The organism is Cryobacterium sp. TMT1-2-2 (genome assembly GCF_004403505.1).
GTDB classification, from domain to species: Bacteria; Actinomycetota; Actinomycetes; order Actinomycetales; family Microbacteriaceae; genus Cryobacterium; species Cryobacterium flavum.
Window position 1 is genome coordinate 170,959 of sequence record NZ_SOGS01000024.1, and the last position, 19,277, is coordinate 190,235.

Below are 19,277 nucleotides of genomic sequence, written 5' to 3' on the forward strand. Positions count from 1 at the left end.
TTATCGCGTGAGTAGATCGACCAGATGAGGAATCAATTGACCACTGCAATACCCGCTACGCCCACCGAATTCGACTACATCGTCATCGGGGGCGGGTCGGCGGGAGCCGCCGTCGCCGCGCGACTCTCGGAAGACCCCGCCGTTCAGGTCGCCCTCGTGGAGGCCGGGCCAGACGACCGCGGCATCGACGCCATTCTGCGACTCGACCGCTGGATGGAACTGCTCGAGAGCGGCTACGACTGGGACTACCCGATCGAGCCGCAGGAACACGGAAACTCTTTTATGCGGCACGCCCGCGCCAAGGTGATGGGCGGCTGTTCGAGTCACAATTCCTGCATCGCCTTCTGGGCGCCGGCGGAAGACCTCGACGATTGGGCCGGCAAGCACGGCGCGACCGGCTGGGAGGCCGCGAACACCTTCCCCCTGTTCACCAAGCTCGAAACCAACGAAGACCAGGCGTCCCATCACGGGCACGACGGTCCCGTGCACCTGATGAACGTGCCCGCCAACGATCTGTGCGGCGTCGCCCTGCTCGACGCCTGCGAGCAGGCCGGTATTCCGCGCACGACGTTCAACTCCGGCACGACCGTGGTCAATGGCGCGAATTTCTTTCAGATCAATCGGCAAGCGGACGGCACGCGCGCGTCGTCGTCGGTCTCCTATATCCACCCGATCATGCAGCGCGAGAACTTCACCCTGCTCACCGACCTGCGCGCGCGCAAGCTCGTGTTCGACGCGAATAAGCGCTGCATCGGCGTGGACGTCGTCGACGCCGCTTTCGGCAAGACGCACCGTCTCTCTGTCTGCGCCGAGGTCATCCTCTCGGCCGGCGCCATCGACTCTCCCAAGCTGCTGATGCTCTCCGGCATCGGCCCAGCCGCGCAGCTGGCCTCCTTCGGCATCGAGGTGCTCGCGGACTCCCCCGGCGTTGGAGAGAACCTGCAGGATCACCCCGAAGGCGTGATTCAGTGGGAGTCGAAGCAGCCGATGACCGATACGTCCACCCAGTGGTGGGAGGCCGGCATCTTCACCACAACCGAGGAGGGTCTCGACCGCCCCGACCTCATGTTCCACTACGGTTCGGTGCCGTTCGACATGCACACCGCCCGCCAGGGGTACCCGACCACGGAGAACGGCTTCTGCCTGACGCCGAACGTGACGCATGCCCGGTCGCGTGGTACGGTGACGCTGCGCTCGAGCGACTACCGCGACAAGCCGAAGGTCGACCCTCGCTACTTCACCGACCCGCACGACATGCGCGTCATGGTCGCCGGTATTCGCAAGGCGCGCGAGATCGTCGCCCAGCCGGCCATGGCCGATTGGGCTGGCGTCGAACTGTACCCGGGCGTCGACGTACAAACGGATGCCCAGATCACCGACTACATCGAGAAAACCCACAACACGGTCTACCACCCGGCCGGAACCGTGCGTATGGGCGCGGTCGACGATGCGTTCTCGCCGCTCGACCCGGAGCTGCGGGTTAAGGGCGTCACGGGCCTGCGCGTCGCCGACGCCTCGGTGATGCCCGAGCTCGTCACCGTCAACCCGAACATCACCACCATGATGATCGGCGAGCGGTGCGCCGAACTCGTGAAGGCGAGCCGCAGCATCCACTGAGTTACAGCCCGCCGCGCGGGTCTGGCCGCCTGCGGAACGCGGGACGGAAAAGTGGGCGCCTCCCGAAGGAGACGCCCACTTTCTGTCGTAATAGCTGGACTCAGAAGTCCATGCCACCGAGGCCGTCGTTGCCGACAAGCCCGAGAAGAACTCTGCTCCGGCCGGCGACCCTTCGGGTGGCGCCACACCTGCTCGGCCAGCTACGCCTACTCGGTCGCGAGGGCCGCGACCGGGGTGATGCGGGTCGCCCGGCGGGAGGGCGCCAGCGACGCCACCGCGGTGAGGGCAACCGCCGCGACAACGATAACCGCGAGCAGCACGAGCGGCACCGTCGGCACCACGATGCCCGGTGAGCCCTGGATACCGCCGATGAGCGACTGCGCCCCGGCCCAGCCGTAGAACGTACCGAGCACAAGGCCGACGACCACCGCCGCGGCGCTGAGTTGCGCGCTCTCGATGAGAATCATTCGACGGATCTGACGCGCTGTGAACCCGAGCGCGCGCAGCAGGCCCAGTTCCGCTGCGGCGACGAGAACGGGGAGGAGCTGGATCATTTTCATATCTCCAGCCTGCTGGGTCACTACCGCGCGGTCGTCCGTCCAGAGTCGCTACGCGCTACCTCGCAAGGATGACTCTGTCGGGTGGACCGAACTCATGGCTCGACGCGGAACGCACAAAAAATGGGCGCCTCCCGAAGAAGACGCCCACTTTCGTGTACCGCTGGCGGGACTTAGAAGTCCATGCCACCCGAGGGGTCGCCGGCCGGAGCCGAGTTCTTCTCGGGCTTGTCGGCGACGACGGCCTCGGTGGTGAGGAACAGTCCGGCGATCGACGATGCGTTCAGCAGCGCGGAGCGGGTGACCTTCACCGGGTCATTGATTCCGGCAGCGATCATGTCGACGTACTCGCCGGTGGCGGCGTTGAGGCCCCATCCGACGGGCAGGTTGCGCACCTTGTCGGCGACAACTCCCGGCTCCATGCCGGCGTTGAGTGCGATCTGCTTGAGCGGGGCGTCAATGGCAACGCGCACGATGTTCGCGCCGGTCGCCTCGTCACCAACGAGGTCAAGGATTGCCTTGCCCTCGAATGCGGTCTTGCCGGCCTGAATCAGTGCAACGCCACCACCGGCAACGATACCCTCTTCAACGGCAGCCTTGGCGTTACGCACCGCATCTTCGATGCGGTGCTTGCGCTCCTTGAGCTCAACCTCCGTTGCGGCTCCAGCCTTGATGACAGCAACGCCGCCAGCAAGCTTGGCGAGGCGCTCCTGGAGCTTCTCGCGGTCGTAGTCGCTGTCGGTGTTCTCGATCTCGGCACGGATCTGCGAGACGCGACCGGCGATGGCTTCGACGTCGCCGGCACCCTCAACGATCGTGGTCTCGTCCTTGGTGATGACGACCTTGCGGGCGCTACCAAGCAGGTCGAGGGTGACGTTCTCAAGCTTGAGGCCGACCTCTTCCGAGATGACCTGTCCACCGGTGAGGATGGCGATGTCCTGCAGCTGAGCCTTGCGACGGTCGCCGAAGCCCGGAGCCTTGACGGCGACGGACTTGAAGATGCCACGGATCTTGTTCACAACGAGCGTGGCCAGGGCCTCACCGTCGACGTCTTCCGCAATGATGAGGAGCTGCTTGCCGGTCTGGATGACCTTGTCCACGATGGGGAGCAGGTCCTTGATGTTGGAGACCTTGGAGTTGACGATCAGGATGTAGGGGTCTTCGAAGACCGCTTCCTGACGGTCGGGGTCGGTGACGAAGTACGCCGACAGGAAGCCCTTGTCGAAGCGCATGCCCTCGGTGAGCTCGAGCTCGGTGCCGAAGGTGTTCGACTCCTCGACGGTGACAACACCTTCCTTGCCGACCTTGTCGATGGCCTCGGCGATGATCGCGCCGATTTCGGTGTCTCCGGCGGAGATGGACGCGGTTGCGGCGATCTCTTCCTTGGTTTCGATTTCCTTGGCGCTGGCGACGAGCTCGGCGATGACAGCGGCCGTAGCCTTCTCGATGCCGCGCTTCAGGCTGATCGGGTCGGCGCCGGCAGCGACGTTGCGCAGGCCTTCGCGAACCAGGGCCTGGGCGAGAACGGTTGCGGTGGTCGTGCCGTCGCCGGCTACGTCATCCGTCTTCTTGGCGACCTCTTTGACGAGCTCCGCACCGATCTTCTCGTACGGGTCGTCGAGCTCGATCTCCTTGGCGATGGACACGCCGTCGTTGGTGATCGTGGGGGCGCCCCACTTCTTCTCCAGAACGACGTTGCGTCCGCGCGGGCCGAGGGTGACCTTGACGGTGTCGGCCAGAATGTTCAGGCCGCGCTCAAGCCCACGACGGGCCTCTTCATTGAATGCAATGATTTTTGCCATATGTGTAACTCGTCCCTCCCGGACGTTCCAAACGATGATGGGGTTAGCACTCAGATGACGAGAGTGCTAAAACGATTCTGGCACTCTGGGGTCGAGAGTGCAAGCGAGCATCGGGGGTGACGCCGGGCTATCTGCAGACCCTCAGGGAACGAGGTCGACCGAGCCGGTGCCGTTGGGTACGAGCTGAAACCAGGTATTGCCCGGTGCCAGCCGAATTGTCACTCCATTGGCATCGACGAGGCGGATCGGCTTGCTCTGGGAGTCCTTGCTCCAGGTGGCCGCGATGGTCTTTCCGCCGCTGGAGATCGACGCTTCCCCCGACGCGATCAGCTCGGTCTTGGGGATGCTCTGGTCGACGGTCACGTTCACCCGCACCACGACGACGTTCGTTGCCTTCAGTTGCGCGCCTTCCGGAGTCAGATCGGGCGCGCCGTCCTGCGCGCGCAGGTATGCGGCGGCTTCGGCGTTCCAGGTCCAGCTGCGGGCACTGGAGTTGGAGAATCGGGTGTTGATCACCGAGATCGGGGTGCCGTCCACGACAGCGGATGCCCCGGCGAGCGCGGGCGCATAGGCATACTGCTGGGTGGGCGGTGCGACGGTCGCGTTTCGGTTGACGAATTCGGAAGCCGCGAGGATAACGTTGTGCGGGGCCGCTGTAGCCTTGGAACGAGAAAATAGCCCGGTCGTGTCGTAGTCGAAGATGGCACTGATTTGACCGGTCGCGTTCATCGCGTCGACGAATCGTTGCTGCCCGCCCGAAAACGCTACGAGGCCGCCGAACGGCGCAATGATGTCGGGGTCCATCGGGCGGATCGAGCGCACCGGGCCGACCTGGTCGGGAATGCTGGACTGCCACACGGCGACGTATCGGGTGATGCCACCCTCGACCAGCTCTTCGAACATCAGGTCGGTACGGTCGATCACGACCTGCGGGCGGGCGGCCACGTGGTTGTCGATCTTGGCCGCGAGGGAGGGATGTGCCGACGACCCGACCGCAACGGTCAGGCCGCTGAGCGGGGCGATTTCCGTAGCGGCGGGGGCGACATAGTTCGACGTCCACGCTTCGGCCGTCTGCGTCTCGGTCGGCGTCGCGCTACTGCCGGTGCATCCGCTCAGCAGCAATGCTGGAACGATCAGAGCGAGCAGACCCGCGGTCTTCAGCGGTCGAATGGTGCGGGCTGTCTTTTTCTTGGTCACCGGTAAACACTAACGCCGCCCGTTGCAGCGGGCGGCGTTAGGTGGGGGACAGACCCCGTTTAGGGGGTGGGTCAGGCCGGTCGAACCGATTCAGCCTGGGGGCCTTTCGCTCCGGCACCGACCTCAAAGACGACCTGCTGGCCTTCTTCGAGCACTTTGTACCCGCTCATGTCAATGGCGGAGTAGTGAACGAACACGTCCTGCCCTCCCCCATCGACAGTGATGAAGCCGAAACCCTTTTCAGCGTTGAACCATTTAACGGTTCCGTTCGCCATGTGTTACTCCTTGCTCAAATTCGACGGCACGGCCCATTGGCTGTTCCGGGCCCTGCCGCAGAGACTGCGTTCATTTTGAACGAGCAGCAAATCCCCGAGAGCAAGTCTTCTGTTGCAAGTTACCTACTGGTGCAAGTTACCTTGGGCGAGCGTTCTTGATCCGGGCGGGTATTGCCCGAACAAAATGTTTGACCAAAACCAGATAATACTGAAGTGGCCGCAGAAGAAAAGGGGCTTGACGAATCAGGTAATGCCCAGTACGTCGGCAGTTTCGAGTTACGATCAGCCCGCAGGAATGACGTAGTCGTTGCCGACGACGACGGTCAGGCTGGCACCTGTGTCAACAAAATTGGACGAAACGACGATCGTCGAGCCGGGCAGTGAGGCTGCGATGCCGCGGGCGGCGCCTTCCAGGCTGGCATCGGCGTAGTAGATGACGGTGGTCGGTTCGGTGTCTGTGCTCGCGTTGCCGGTGCCACTGACCACCCAGCCGGCGGCGGTGAGCGTGTCGCTGACGGATGCTGCGACACCGTTCGCCGCGGAGCCGTTCAGCACATTCACGGTCAGCGCCGGGTCGACGGTGGCTTCAGCCGTTGGAATGACGGTCTCAGTGGGGATCGGGGTCGAGCTGGCCGAGGACAGCCCCGGGATATTGGAGAAGTCGAGGCGATTGTTGATCGCGAAGATTCCGACCACGCCAACCGCGATCAACAGCACGGTGACGCCGAGCGCCCACCAGAACCCGATCCAGCCGCGGCCCTTCTTGCCGGGAGCACGGTGAGCACCCACCCGGTCGAGGGCATGCGTGTGGGTGTCGAAACGGTCTTTCGCAAATTTTCGCGCCATGGTGATTGAATCCTTGGTTGGCCAGCCAGGCCGGAATCGAGCGATGTGTAACGGCCCGGTTCTGGCGGAAAGCGGTCAGGTACTAGTCGTGGGTGGGCAGCGAACGACTGGCGCGCGCCTCGGATCGTGCGGAACGCATCCGCTGCAGTCGGTTCACAAGCATCGGGTCGAAGGCCAGCGCCAACGGTGAATCGACCAGTGCCCCTAATAGCTGATAGTACCGGGCGGCCGAGAGGCCGAATGTGGCGCGGATGGCCTCTTCTTTGGCGCCGACGTGCCGCCACCATTGCCGTTCAAAGGCGAGCACGGCTTCGTCGCGCTCGCTGAGCTGGGTCGAAATCGGGGCGCTGCCGGCGGGCAGAGTGGTGCGCTGCGTGGGGGCCGGTGTGCTCTCAATCATTGATCTATCTCTCCCCCGGGGCAGTTTCGACGGGTTATCCGACGGGCTCATCCTATTTGCGGGCGGCTGAATGTTGCCTCCGGCACGCCCGGAACGGCCCAGTCGAACGACAGGTCGCCGTGCAAACGCTGCGAAATCTATCGGCCAGGAATGCGCGTGTCGCTGCACGAGTTTAGGCTGGGTAGAGGTTGTCCGGGTGCGGACGGCCAGATCGAAGGGACATCCACCATGGACTACACAATCAAGAAGTCAAACGACGAGTGGCGCTCCGAGCTGGGCCCGGAGAAGTTCAAGGTTTTGCGTGAAGCCGGAACCGAACGCCCCGGAACCGGCGAACTGCTCGACGAAGAGCGCTCCGGCACCTACACCTGCGGTGCGTGTAACGCCGAGCTGTTCAAGAGCGGCACCAAGTTTGACTCCGGCTGCGGCTGGCCGAGCTTCTACGAGTCGGTACGGCCCGAAGCGGTCGAATTGCTCGAAGACCGTTCCCTGGGCAGCGTGCGCACCGAGGTGCGCTGCGCGAACTGCGGCTCACACCTGGGACACGTTTTTCCCGACGGATTCGGCACGCCGACCGGCGACCGGTACTGCATGAACTCGATCTCGCTCAACTTCACGCCCGCTGAGTAGAGCGGTGCTGTCGACAACAGATGCTGCCACCTCGGTTGTCTTTCGGGCCGTCAATCATCGGCGCAGCTACTCAAAAGTGAGCGCCTCGGCACCGACCCGAGCCGAGCTGCTGCCCCTCGTTGCCGCGGCGGCGCGGGTGGCCGATCACGGCGCGCTGCGTCCGTGGCGGCTGTTGGAGCTGCGCGGCGACGCCCGCGAGCGGTTGGGGGCGTCGTTTGTGGCGGCATCCGCTTGTGAGGGTAGTGATGCGCTCAAGCTGGCGGCTAAGCCGCTGCGGGCGCCCCTGTTGATCGCGGTCGTCGCGTCGCGTCGGGCCAGTTTTAAGGTGACCGACTGGGAACAGGATGCTGCGGCGGCGGGGGTCGCGCACCTGCTGTCGCTGCTTCTCGATGACGCGGGGTGGTGCGCGATGTGGCGCACCGGCCCACTCGTGCGCACCGGCCCGGTGCGGGTCTTGCACGGCCTCGGCGACAACGAGGAGCTGCTCGGCTGGCTCTATGTCGGCGGCATTCCTGAGGATTCGAAGCCGGGCGTGCGGCTGTCGATCGACCCCGAGGAGTTTCTCGGGGTTCTGTGAGTCAGACCAGGCCTATCCATCGATCGGCGACTTCTGACCAGACCCGCCGAAGGTCGTCTTCGTTCTCGCGCATGGGGTCGATGACGTGTTCCGGCAGGTAGCCGGCGGCACGCAAATCGTCGCTGTCACTTTCAGCCCATGCTTCGGCGGTCGCCGCCGAAGCCTCCAGGTGGAATTGCAGCCCCCAGGCCGCGGGGCCGACACGAAAAGCCTGGTTGGGGCAGCGATCGCTGGTGCATAGCGATACGGAGTTCGCCGGCAGGTCGTGTACTTCGAGCGAATGCCACTGCAGCGCCCGGAGCGGCGACGGCAGGTCATGGAGCAGAGGATCCGCGGCGGCGCTGTCGGTCAGCTCGAGACCGCTGAGACCGATCTCGGCGCCGCGCCGCACCCGTCCGACCGTTCCACCGGCTACGACGGCGAGCATCTGGGCTCCCAGGCAGATCCCGAGGAGCGGGACCTCTCTCTGGAGACAGTCGGCGATGAGTTCACGAACCCGGGGCAGCCAGGCTGCTCGTTCGTCGTCCGTCGGCCCGGTCGTTCCGCCGAGTACGACGACACCATCGAAGCCGTCGGCACGACCGGGGATCGGTGTCCCGGCATCCGGGCCGACCCGAACCAGGTCGATGCCGGCCGCGAGGATTCGCTCCCCGACCAGCCCCACACCAGCATTAGCCTCGTGTTCGACCACTAAAATTCGTTTCACCATCACAGCCGTTCGCTTGGTTCGTCAGAATGGCCCGGTGTTCGCGCCGTGCCCCGTGCGTGGTCGGGGCGGCGCCAGCGCACCGCGGCGATAACGACGGCCACCAGGGCGAGAGCCGTGCCGGCAATGGTCGTCAGGCCAAGCGGATGCCCCGCCGACGGCGCCAGCAGATCCAGTGCGAGGGCGCAGAGCAGCTGCCCGGCGACGATGCAGAGTCCCAGCATGAGCACGCCGGTGGTACGCACGACGAGCGCGGCCCCGGCGATGAAGATGCAGCCGATCAGTCCGCCGGTATAGAGCCACGGGTTGCTCGGCAGGTCGAGCGCGAAGCCGACCAGCAGGCCGTGCACGAGCGCGGCGAGCACGAGCGCAATGGTGCCACTGAGAAAATTCAGAAAGGTCGCTGTGAGGGCGCTTTGCGCGATGACCCGCACCTGACCGTTCACAGCTTGCTGCCAGCCCTGCCCGATGCCAGCGATCAGCGGCAGTGCGAGCAACCAGAGCGCGCCGCTGCCGTGCAGTTCGCCGCTCACCGTGAACGCGACAGCCACCAGGGCGAGCCCGGCACCGACGATTTTGGACGCGTGCAGGGTTCGACGCCCACCGGGGCCGATGCCGAAACGGTCCATGAGCACGCCGCTCACGGTCTGGCCGGCCACGACGGCCACCGTGAACAGGGCGATGCCGAGCGGCGCGGCGACGAGGCCCTGGGACAGCACGAACAGTGCGCCGGCCAGGCCGCCGAGCAGATGCCACCAGGAGAGGTGCTTCGTTTTCACACCGCGGGCGACCAGTTGCAGGCCGCGGCGCCCGCTACGAAACACGACGAGGCCGAGGCTCAGAATGACCAGGCCAGAGCCGAAGGAGATGACGGCTGCGGTGAATCCGTCGCCGATCTGGTGCCCGAGTTCGCCGTTCACCCGCGATTGCACCGCGTACAGCGCCCCGATCAGCACCGAGAAAACCAGGGCCAGCCAGACCGGCACAGCGGATGCTGGCGCGACCGAGGAATCCGTTCGGGTCTGCGCGCGGGCCGGGGTCACCTGGTAATACTACGAGGTGCTGGGCGCTGAGTGCCGCCGGGCCCACCTTCGGACACCGGGCCCATGATCTATCGTGGGCTCAGTTTCCGGGCCCGGACCCGGAAAGTGTAGACAGCGCGGGTCAGGCTGCGCGGACCTCGATCTCGCCGGGAGCGGCTCCGTCGCTGCCGAAAACGAGGCGGCGGTTGGCGATCTTGTCCGTGAAGAACCGGTCGTGGCTGACCACCACAACGGCACCGGGAAAGTGCACGAGCGCGCGTTCCATCACCTGGGTGCTCGACATGTCGAGGTGGTTGGTCGGTTCGTCAAGCAGCAACACCGACGCTCCGGAGAGCAGGCACTGGGCCATCGCTACTCGCGCGCGCTGCCCGCCGGAGAGGGCACCGATCTTCTGCTTGAGGTCGGCCTCGCTGAACTGGAACATGGTCAGAAAGCGGTTGACGGACTTCTTCGTTGCGGTCAACGCGAGGCTGCCGGGCATGGCATTCACGGCGTGACTGACCGTGTCGCTCGGGTCGAGTTCGTCGAGAATCTGGTTGTAGGAGACGACGCCGGCGCCGCTGGCCCAGGCGACGTCACCCCGGTCGGCCGTCTCTTCGCCGGTGAGCACGCGCAGCAGGGTGGTTTTGCCGCTGCCGTTGCTGCCGAGCACGACGATGCGGTTACCGCGACGCACTTCGAAGCTGAGGTTCTCGAACAACACTTTGTCGCCATAGCTCTTGGCGAGACCGTCGACCCGGCAGAGCACGTCCTTGACGTGCAGGTTGCCGTAGATCTCAGTGATGATCTGGTCGACCGGGCGCGGCGTGCGCGACTTCTTGATGTGGGCGAGCTGGTTGCCGAGCTGACGGCTCTCGGCTTTGGCTGCTTCGCGCCGGTCCGCGATTCCCTCGGCTTCAAAAGCGAGCAGCTCGGATTCGTGCACGAACTGGGCCTCGAGGGTCTTCAGCCGAAACTGCTTCTGCACAATGTACTCGCCGAAGTTGCCTGGATACTCGTGCAGGTGATAGTTCTCGACCTCGATGATGCGGGTGACGACGGCGTCCAGAAATTTGCGGTCGTGCGAGACCACGATGGCGGCACCCTTGAAGCTCTTGAACCAGGCTTCGAGCCACTCCACGCCGGCCACGTCGAGGTAGTTGGTAGGCTCGTCGAGAAGCAGCACGTCGGGCGCCTCGAGCACGATCTTGGCCAGGGCCGCCCGGTTGCGCCAGCCGCCGGAGAGCTCGTCGATCGAGCAGACGCGGTGTGCCTCGTCGAATCCGAGGGTGGTCAGGGCGGTGTCGATGTGGCGCTTGTAGTCCCAGCCGTCCAGGCGGTCCATCTCTTCGAAAAGTTCGCCCTGGCGGGTGATCAGCCGGTCGAGGTCATAGCTGGCCGAGGAATCGACGGCGATCGCCGCGTCGATGGAGGCGAGTTCAGCCTCGACCGCCTTCACCGCCACAAACAATTCGTCGAGCACCTCGGTGATGGTCTGCGCGCCGTTGAGCTCGGAGAACTGCGAGAAGTAGCCGACCCGGATGCCGTCCTCGAGCGTCACCTCGCCGGTATCGGGCGAGACCTGGTCGAGAATCAGCTTGAGAATGGTGGACTTGCCGGAGCCGTTCTTGCCGATCAGGCCGACCCGGTCACCGGGTTCGAGGCGAAAGAACGCTTCGCGCAGAATCTGCGTGTTCTCAAAGCGGATGCTGACGTCGTTCAGCCGGATCAGGCTCATGCGTATTTCCTTTCGGGGCGCGGGTGCGCGGGGGCGGGCATCCGCTCTTAAAACCCCAGCCATCAGTGTACGTGGAGGCCGTGTGCGGCCCTCGGGAGAAAGCGTCGAACCGGCAGACAAAAACCCCTACTTCCCAGTTGGGAGTAGGGGTTTTTGGGGCCGGCCACGGGACTTGAACCCGTAACCCCCACTTTACAAGAGTGGTGCGCTACCAATTGCGCCAGGCCGGCATGAGGCCAAAGCCTCGAAAGACCATCCTAAATGATTTCGGGGCCGCCACGGGCAACAGCCAAGCGGATGCGCGTGGGGCATCCGCTGGTAACTACCCGCCGGGTGTCGGTTCGGGCGTCGGCGTCGAGGTGGAGTACGTCTCACCGAGGGCCACCTGCACGAAGGACGCGAACTCCTTCGGGTCTTCGATCGACCCGGTGTACGGCTTGCCATTGACAAGCACGGTGGGGGCGCTCGTGATCGCCTTGATCGAGGAATTGGGTATGGGGCCGTCGAGCGCGCGATTGGTTGCCGCCTTGACCCACGATTCATAGGTGCCGTCATCGATGCAGGAGTTGATGTTGGAGACCGCCGTGCTCACGCCGGAATCCTTCACGACGGCCTTGATCTCGTCGTTGCTGCGGCCGGGCGACGTCTCTTCCGGCTGGTCAACGAACAGGGCCGAGCTGAAGGCGAAGAAATCATCTGGCGAGTAGTTGGCGACGCAGGCTGCAGCGTTCGCCGCCCGCAGGGAGTACTTGGTGCCGGCGGACTTGCTCGTGAGAATGGCCACCGGGTGAATTTCAACGGTCGCAGCTCCGGAATCGACCCAGCTGGCGATCTGTTCGTTGTTGGCGTCTTCGAAGTCGCCACAGAGCGGGCAGAGGTAGTCGACATAGATGCGAATGTTGGCGACGGCGCCGGAGGTATCCGGTTCGGATGCCCGCAGGTTCGCGTCGGGCTGCAGCGCGGGCGTGAGCGTAGTGACCATGCCCTCGCCGATGAGCGCGCCGTCGCTGGCCATGTTTTTCGGACCCGGACCGGCCGGTTTGATCGAATTCACGATTATGACGGAGACCAGAACGACGATGGCAACGGCGGCGATAGCGATGCCGCCCTGCAAGAACAGTTTGTTGCGGCGGTCCTTCTTCTTTTGGCTGACTCGAAGCTGCTTCGCCTTGACCCGGGCGGCGTCACGCCGCCGGTTTTTTGAGGGACTGCTGTCGCTTGGTCCGCCAATAGTCATAAAAATTCGCTTTCGAGAAGTAGGGGCGCACGTGGAGGCACCTCTGGAATATTAGATCCCCTGACTGGGAAACGACCAAACGGGGGCGGACCGGCGCCGGGGCATCCGTCGTGTAATAATGGAAATGTCGCGCGCTTTGGCGCGCGGCGCACAAATCCTATTCACAACGGATCGTCCGGCACGTTCCTGCCGGTGAAGGAGTAATAATCATGGCTTCAGTGACCTTTGACAAGGCAACCCGGCTCTACCCTGGTTCCACGAGGCCGGCTGTTGACCAGCTCGACCTGCAGGTCGCCGATGGCGAATTCCTGGTTTTGGTCGGCCCGTCCGGCTGCGGCAAGTCCACTTCACTGCGAATGCTCGCCGGCCTCGAAGAGGTCAACGATGGCAACATTTTCATCGGTGACCGCAACGTGACGGATGTCCCGCCGAAAGACCGCGACATCGCCATGGTCTTTCAGAACTACGCGCTGTACCCGCACATGACCGTCGCCGAGAACATGGGCTTCGCGCTCAAGATCGCCGGCATCAACAAGGACGAGCGCGCCGCCCGCGTGCTCGAAGCCGCCAAGCTGCTCGACCTCGAGCCCTACCTCAGCCGCAAGCCGAAGGCACTTTCTGGTGGCCAGCGCCAGCGCGTTGCCATGGGCCGCGCGATCGTTCGTCAGCCTCAGGTGTTCCTGATGGACGAGCCGCTCTCCAACCTTGACGCCAAGCTGCGCGTGCAGACGCGTACGCAGATCGCGTCACTGCAGCGCCGCCTCGGCGTCACGACCGTCTACGTGACCCACGACCAGACCGAGGCCCTGACCATGGGTGACCGGATTGCGGTACTGAAGGACGGCATCCTGCAGCAGGTCGGTTCGCCCCGCGACCTGTACGCCAAGCCGCAGAACGTGTTCGTGGCCGGCTTCATCGGCAGCCCCGCGATGAACCTGTTCCTCGCCGACACCGTCGATGGCGGCATCAAGTTCGGCACCGCGACCGTTCCGGTGCAGCGCGAGACGCTCGCCAGCTCGACCGGCAAGAAGGTCACCGTGGGAATTCGCCCGGAGGACATCCAGATGTCGTCCACCGCTGGCGACGGCCTGCAGATCGAGGTCGACCTGGTTGAAGAACTCGGCGCCGACGGCTACCTCTACGGCCACTCCACCATCGAGGGCAAGCGCACCGACATCGTCGCTCGCGTCGACGGCCGCTCGCACCCGAACGCCGGCGAGACGGTGTACCTCACGGCTACCCCGAACCACCTGCACGTGTTCGACGCGGAAAGCGGCCTGCGCCTCGGCGGCGCCGTCACCGACTAGTCTCCATGAACGGCGGGAGGGGCTTGCTCCCTCCCGCCGGTTAGGCTCCAACCATGAGCGGTTCCCTCAATATCATCGCGGCCACTGCCGACCCTGCCCTGCTCGACCTACCGTGGCAGTTGCCCCTCGACGCCTGGCCGAATGAGAACATCGCCTCACTGCCCAAGGGCATTTCGCGCCACCTCGTGCGCTTCGCCCACCTGAGTGGGCGGGTGGTCGCCATCAAAGAGACCACGAGCGAGATGGCCAAGCGCGAGTACGACATGTTGCGCACCCTGGCCAACCTCGAGATCCCCTGCGTCGAGCCGGTCGCCGTCATCACCAACAGAACGGATGCCGACGAGGACCCGCTGAATTCTGTTCTGGTCACTCGTCACCTCAAGTTCTCACTCCCCTACCGCGCCCTGTATTCGCACGCCCTGCGACCGGATACCGCTACCCGGCTGGTCGACGCCCTCGCCGTGCTGCTCGTGCGGCTGCACATGATCGGGTTCTTCTGGGGCGACGTGTCGCTCTCGAACACCCTGTTTCGCCGCGATGCCGGTGCCTTTGCCGCCTATCTTGTCGATGCCGAAACCGGGCAGTTGTACTCGGGAGGGTTGTCGAACGGCCAGCGCGAAAACGACCTCGAAATTGCCCGGGTGAACATCGCCGGGGAGCTCATGGACCTCGAAGCCGGTGGCCGGGTCGCCGACGAGCTTGACCCGATTCGGGTCAGCAATGGAATCGTCGCCGCCTACCGACTGCTCTGGAAAGAGCTCACCGGCTCGGAGTCATTCTCCAACTCCGAACGCTGGCGCATCGCCCAGCGCGTGCAACGCCTGAACGACCTCGGTTTCGACATCGAGGAACTGGCGATCAAGACCGACAGCGCTGGCTCGAGCGTGCGGATTCAGCCGAAGGTCGTCGACGCCGGCCACCACCAGCGCCGGCTGCTGCGCTTGACCGGCCTCGACGCCGAAGAGAACCAGGCCCGCCGCCTGCTGAACGACCTGGATTCGTACCGGGCCGCCTACGGTTCGCCGGCCGCGGACGAGGAGATGGTCGCCCACGAGTGGCTGGTGCGGGTGTTTGAGCCGGTGGTGCGGGCCATTCCCGAGGAGCTGCAGGGCAAGCTCGAGCGGGCGCAGGTGTTTCACCAGCTGCTCGATCACCGTTGGTACATGGCGCAGAACCAGTCGAGGGATATCCCGCTTGCCGAGGCGGTCACGTCCTACGTGCAGGATGTACTGCGCCACCGCCGGGACGAGGCCACCGTGATGGACCCCGTCACCGAGGCCATCACCCTGCCGATTCGCACGCAGCTCGGCGACGACACGTCTTCTGACCCCGACGATGCCGACGACTGGATGCTCAAGGTCTAGTTCCGCTGCTGGTGTCCGGCGCCGTGTGTTTTCCGGGCCCGGGCCCGGTCGAAAGAGAAGCGGGGCTAGAGCTTGGCAGCCTGCTTGGCCTGCTTGATTTGGGCGCGGAGACGGGCTACCTCGTAGAGGGTGACGCCGACGGCGATTCCGGCATTGAGCGACTCGGTCGCCGCGCTGATCGGAATCGAGACGATCGCGTCGCAGGTGTCGGTGACGAGGCGAGACAGGCCTTTGCCCTCGCTGCCGACGACGATCACGATCGGGCGTTCGGCGAAGCCGATGCCGAGGTCGGGCAGCGACACGTCGCCGCCACCGTCGAGTCCGAGCACGAACACGCCCTGCGCCTTGAGCGCCTTCAGCGTCTGGGTGAGGTTGCTCGCCATGGCGACGGGCGTGCGCGCCGCGGCGCCGGCGCTGGTCTTCCAGGCTGAGGCCGTGACGCCGACCGAGCGACGCTGCGGCACGATGATTCCGTGGCCGCCGAACGCAGCGGTCGAGCGGATGATCGCGCCCAGGTTGCGCGGGTCGGTGATGCCGTCGAGGGCCACGAACAACGGCTTGTGGCCGCGGCTGATCGTGAGTTCGAGCAGCTCCATCGGGTGCGCATACTCATACGCGGGAACCTTGAGGGCGAGGCCCTGGTGCACGGCGTCGCGACCGGCGAGACGGTCGAGTTCGGGGCGCATGACCTCGAGGATGGGGATGTTGCGGCTGGTCGCCATGAGCAGAACCTCTTTGACCCGCTCATCCATTTCGATGCGCGCGGCAATATAGAGGGTCAGCGCGGGGATCTTGGCGCGCAGCGCCTCGAGCACCGAGTTACGACCGGTGACAATCTCGTGCTCGTCGATCTGCTTGGCCCGACGGGTCGAGGATCCGCCGCCGCCGGTGTTGCCGGTGCCGCGCTGGGGTGCACCCTGCGAGGCGCCGCGGGCGCCACCGCGGGGGGCGCTGCCGCGAGCCGGGGTGCCGCCGCGCGAGCCGCCACGGTTGGCGGAGGCATCCGCTGCGGGGCGCGAGTTGAAGCCACCGGCCGCAGTGAACCGCTCGGCGGCCGCTTTACGCTTACCGGCGGGGTGGTACGGACGGTCTTCGGCCTTGGGGGTGGGCTTTTTGCCCTCGAGCGCCTGACGGCCCTGGCCGCCGGAGCCGACCTGGGCTCCGCGGCTGCCCTTGCGCACCGATCCAGTGCGCGATTTGCGGTCAAGATTCTTCATCAGTCAAAGCTCCAATGGGCACCCGACGGGGTGTCTTCGATGGTAATTCCGGCGGCGACGAGTTCGTCCCGGATTCGGTCTGCGGCCGCATAGTCGCGGTTTTCGCGGGCGTCGTTGCGGTCGCCGAGCAGTCGCTCGACCAACGCACTCAGGGCCACCATGGCCGGTTCGTCTGTTGCCACGGCCCAGCCGGGCGACAAAGGGTTGATTCCCAGCACTTCGCTCATCGCGAGTACTTCACTGCGAGCGGATGCCGCAGCGTGAAGGTCTTCGGCATCCAGCGCGGCGTTACCGGCGCGCACGGTGTCGTGCAGCACGCCGAGCGCTTGCGGAACGGCGAGGTCGTCGTCCATCGCCGCGGCGAAATCATCGGGCACGACCTCGACGCCAGTGCCGGCGAACCGGGTTCCGGCCAGCCGACGATCGGCGCGGTCGAGAAAACTCTCGACCCGTTCGAGGGCGGCTTCGGCCTCGGCCAGCGAGCCCTCGTTGTAGTCGATGGTGGATCGGTAGTGGGCAGCGCCCAGAAAGTAGCGCACGACGATGGCGCGGGCCTGATCGAGCAGTTCGGCCGCGAACACCGAGTTGCCGAGCGACTTGCTCATCTTCTGCCCGTTCACGTTGACCAGACCGTTGTGCACCCAGTAGTTCGCGAAGTCGCTGCCGGCCGCGTTCGATTGGGCCAGTTCGTTCTCGTGGTGCGGAAACCGCAGATCCAGTCCGCCGCCGTGAATGTCGAAGTGGTCGCCGAGGTAGCGCGCGGCCATGGCAGAGCACTCGATGTGCCAGCCCGGACGCCCCTGGCCCCACGGCGACGACCAGGCTGCGGAGTCGGGTTCGCCGACCTTGGAGCCCTTCCACAGGGCGAAGTCGCGGGGGTCGCGCTTGGCGCGCGGGGAGGGATCCGCTGCCGCTTCCATATTGCCGGGCGACTGGTGCGTGAGCGCGCCATAGGCCGCCCAGCTGGCACTATCGAAGTAGACGTCGCCGGACGCGTCGGGGGCAGCATACGCGTGGCCGCGCTCGATCAGGGTGGATATGAGGGTCTGCATCTCGGTGATGCTCGCCGTCGCGCGCGGTTCGTAGGTGGGGGCGAGAATGCCGAGGCGCTGGTAGCCGGCGGTGAACTCGAGTTCGTAGCGGTACGCGAGCGCCCACCACTGCTCGCTCGAGCCCTTCGCGTTGATCAGGATCTTGTCGTCGATGTCGGTGACGTTGCGCACGAAGGTGACATTCATGCCGCGGTAGCTGAGCCAGCGACGCAACTGGTCGTAGACCAAGGCGCTGCGCAGATGACCGATGTGCGGGCTGGACTGCACGGTGGGGCCACACACGTACATCGAGACCTGGCCCGCTTCGAGGGGGACAAAGTCGCGCAAGGCTTGCGCCTTCGAATCGTACAGTTGCATGGTCACGCCTCCCAGTTTAGGTCAGGGGTCTGACCCGGCTCGGGGGCAGCGAAGAGCAGCGCGGTCGCCGTCGCGGCGATACCTTCCCCGCGTCCGGTGAAGCCGAGCGCATCCGTGGTGGTCGCGGCGATATTGACCGGTGCAGAGAGAATGCCGGAGAGCCGCGTTTCGGCGTCGGCCCGACGCGGTGAAAACTTGGGGCGGTTGCCGATGATCTGCACCGAAACGTTGCCGACCCGGTAGCCGGCGGCCGCAACCAGGCGCACGGTTTCCTCGAGAAAAACGTGGCCGTGGGCACCGCTGAAGCGCGGATCTGCCGTGCCGAATACGCTGCCAATGTCGCCGAGTCCGGCGGCTCCAAGAAGGGCATCGCAGATGGCGTGGGCCGCGACATCGCCGTCGCTGTGTCCGCTGAGTCCGCTCTCCCCCGGCCAATATAATCCGGCCAGCCAGAGTTCCGTCGTGTCGTCGGCCGCGAAGGCGTGCACGTCGAGGCCGGTGCCGATGCGCGGAAGCAGTGTGGGCTGCGGGGCGGCAGCCTGCAGAATCAGATCGGCGCGCTCGAGGTCTTCGGGCGTTGTGATCTTGAAGGCCAGCGGATGCCCACCGATCACGCTCACCGGATTCCCGGCGTCGGCCACGAGCGCTGCGTCGTCGGTGAGCGCTTCGAACCGGCCGTTCTGCACGGCCCAGGCCCGGGCGGCCTCGAGCATGGCGCGGGGAAACCCTTGCGGGGTCTGCACTGCGGAAAGTTCCGACCGATCGACGGTGCCGAGAATGGCACCGGATTCGGCGACACGCTTGATGGTGTCGACCACGGGCAGGCCCGGAATGACGCCGTGCCCGGTGGCGCGCACAGCGGCGACGACCTCGTCGCACAGCGCGGCGGGGGTGAGTGCGCGGGCGGCGTCGTGCACGAGCACCACGTCGACGCTCGGCAGCAGCGCGTTCATGCCCTGGTCCACGGAGTCCTGACGGGTGCGTCCCCCGGCGACCACGGTCACGGACCCGGTGGGCGCCTCGTGGCGGGCGACGGCGCGGACGGCGATGGCGCGGGCATCCGCTACCCGATCGACGGGGGCGACCACGATGATCTGCACCGGCTCGTTCATGCCGAAAATGGAATCTAAGGCATGGTCGAGCAGCGGGCGCAGATGCAGCAGCACGAATGCTTTGGCTTCGGCGTGGCCGAGGCGGGTTCCACTGCCGGCAGCGACCACAATGACCGCGACCGTGGGCGTCGCGGCGACAGCGGAGGCGGGTTCGGGTCGAGCGCCACGGAGGGGCTCTGCCGGCGAATCGGTGGAAACAGTCATATCTGGAGGGTATCTATCTGGTGAAGTGCGAGGGAACATGCAAAAGGCGGCACCTCACGG

General features: G+C 65.3%; 18 protein-coding genes and 1 tRNA gene. 5 read left to right on the top strand and 14 right to left on the bottom strand.

From position 1 onward, the window contains the following. Positions 1-36: 36 nt before the first annotated feature. Positions 37-1,617, top strand: coding sequence for a GMC family oxidoreductase (locus E3T35_RS14735; RefSeq protein ID WP_241987585.1), 1,581 nt, complete (start codon positions 37-39; stop codon positions 1,615-1,617). 206 nt (positions 1,618-1,823) lie between these two features. Here E3T35_RS14735 and E3T35_RS14740 read toward each other — a convergent pair whose 3' ends face one another. The 6 genes from E3T35_RS14740 to E3T35_RS14765 all read right to left on the bottom strand — a co-directional run bounded on the left by E3T35_RS14740 (position 1,824) and on the right by E3T35_RS14765 (position 6,694). Continuing rightward, a complete protein-coding gene (locus tag E3T35_RS14740; RefSeq protein WP_134343811.1) occupies positions 1,824-2,177 on the bottom strand; it encodes an FtsX-like permease family protein in 354 nt (117 codons plus the stop codon). Between the two features lie 170 nt (positions 2,178-2,347). Further along, positions 2,348-3,976, bottom strand: coding sequence for a chaperonin GroEL (gene groL, locus E3T35_RS14745; protein WP_092341848.1), 1,629 nt, complete (start codon positions 3,974-3,976; stop codon positions 2,348-2,350). 141 nt (positions 3,977-4,117) lie between these two features. After that, a complete protein-coding gene (locus E3T35_RS14750) occupies positions 4,118-5,173 on the bottom strand; it encodes a DUF3048 domain-containing protein (protein ID WP_134379825.1) in 1,056 nt (351 codons plus the stop codon). A 71-nt stretch (positions 5,174-5,244) separates the two neighbouring features. Beyond that, on the bottom strand, positions 5,245-5,448 hold the full coding sequence (locus E3T35_RS14755; RefSeq protein ID WP_035834941.1) for a cold-shock protein: 204 nt from the start codon (positions 5,446-5,448) through the stop codon (positions 5,245-5,247). Positions 5,449-5,730: 282 nt separating this feature from the next. Further along, positions 5,731-6,294 (bottom strand): LytR C-terminal domain-containing protein, encoded by a 564-nt coding sequence (locus tag E3T35_RS14760; RefSeq protein ID WP_134343813.1) that lies wholly within the window; start codon positions 6,292-6,294, stop codon positions 5,731-5,733. An 82-nt stretch (positions 6,295-6,376) separates the two neighbouring features. Then, entirely contained in the window at positions 6,377-6,694 is a 318-nt protein-coding gene (locus E3T35_RS14765) for a DUF3263 domain-containing protein (RefSeq protein WP_134379827.1), read from the bottom strand. A 228-nt stretch (positions 6,695-6,922) separates the two neighbouring features. On the opposite strand from E3T35_RS14765, the gene msrB reads away from it, so the two are divergent. Further along, entirely contained in the window at positions 6,923-7,324 is a 402-nt protein-coding gene (msrB, locus tag E3T35_RS14770; RefSeq protein ID WP_104089140.1) for a peptide-methionine (R)-S-oxide reductase MsrB, read from the top strand. Between the two features lie 4 nt (positions 7,325-7,328). Further along, positions 7,329-7,901 carry a nitroreductase family protein gene (locus E3T35_RS14775; RefSeq protein WP_134379829.1) on the top strand — a complete coding sequence of 191 codons (573 nt, stop codon included), beginning with the start codon at positions 7,329-7,331 and terminating at the stop codon, positions 7,899-7,901. A gap of 1 nt (position 7,902) precedes the next feature. Here the strand turns inward: E3T35_RS14775 and E3T35_RS14780 are convergent, their stop codons facing one another. The 5 genes from E3T35_RS14780 to E3T35_RS14800 form a co-directional block, all read right to left on the bottom strand. Beyond that, entirely contained in the window at positions 7,903-8,610 is a 708-nt protein-coding gene (locus E3T35_RS14780) for a type 1 glutamine amidotransferase (protein ID WP_241988880.1), read from the bottom strand. Further along, the gene (locus E3T35_RS14785) at positions 8,610-9,650 is read right to left on the bottom strand and encodes a DMT family transporter (RefSeq protein WP_241988873.1); all 1,041 of its coding nucleotides are present in this window, start codon (positions 9,648-9,650) and stop codon (positions 8,610-8,612) included. The genes E3T35_RS14780 and E3T35_RS14785 overlap by 1 nt, the downstream gene beginning before the upstream one ends. 121 nt (positions 9,651-9,771) lie before the next feature. After that, entirely contained in the window at positions 9,772-11,367 is a 1,596-nt protein-coding gene (locus tag E3T35_RS14790) for an ABC-F family ATP-binding cassette domain-containing protein (protein ID WP_134379833.1), read from the bottom strand. 154 nt (positions 11,368-11,521) lie between these two features. Continuing rightward, a tRNA-Thr gene (locus E3T35_RS14795) sits at positions 11,522-11,597 on the bottom strand. Between the two features lie 92 nt (positions 11,598-11,689). Then, positions 11,690-12,604, bottom strand: a complete 915-nt coding sequence (locus E3T35_RS14800; protein ID WP_134379835.1) for a thioredoxin domain-containing protein — start codon at positions 12,602-12,604, stop codon at positions 11,690-11,692. A gap of 209 nt (positions 12,605-12,813) precedes the next feature. Between E3T35_RS14800 and E3T35_RS14805 the strand changes: the two genes are divergently transcribed. After that, entirely contained in the window at positions 12,814-13,911 is a 1,098-nt protein-coding gene (locus E3T35_RS14805; RefSeq protein ID WP_134379837.1) for an ABC transporter ATP-binding protein, read from the top strand. Positions 13,912-13,964: 53 nt separating this feature from the next. Beyond that, entirely contained in the window at positions 13,965-15,275 is a 1,311-nt protein-coding gene (locus E3T35_RS14810) for a DUF4032 domain-containing protein (RefSeq protein WP_134343817.1), read from the top strand. Between the two features lie 65 nt (positions 15,276-15,340). On the opposite strand, the gene rlmB is transcribed toward E3T35_RS14810, so the two are convergent. The 3 genes from rlmB to ispD are packed head-to-tail and all read right to left on the bottom strand — an operon-like array spanning position 15,341 to position 19,217. Beyond that, on the bottom strand, positions 15,341-16,492 hold the full coding sequence (rlmB, locus tag E3T35_RS14815; RefSeq protein WP_134379839.1) for a 23S rRNA (guanosine(2251)-2'-O)-methyltransferase RlmB: 1,152 nt from the start codon (positions 16,490-16,492) through the stop codon (positions 15,341-15,343). After that, a complete protein-coding gene (gene cysS, locus E3T35_RS14820) occupies positions 16,492-17,907 on the bottom strand; it encodes a cysteine--tRNA ligase (protein WP_134379841.1) in 1,416 nt (471 codons plus the stop codon). The genes rlmB and cysS overlap by 1 nt, the downstream gene beginning before the upstream one ends. Beyond that, positions 17,904-19,217, bottom strand: a complete 1,314-nt coding sequence (gene ispD / locus E3T35_RS14825; RefSeq protein ID WP_134379843.1) for a 2-C-methyl-D-erythritol 4-phosphate cytidylyltransferase — start codon at positions 19,215-19,217, stop codon at positions 17,904-17,906. Before ispD ends, cysS begins: the two co-directional genes overlap by 4 nt. Between the last annotated feature and the right edge of the window lie 60 nt (positions 19,218-19,277).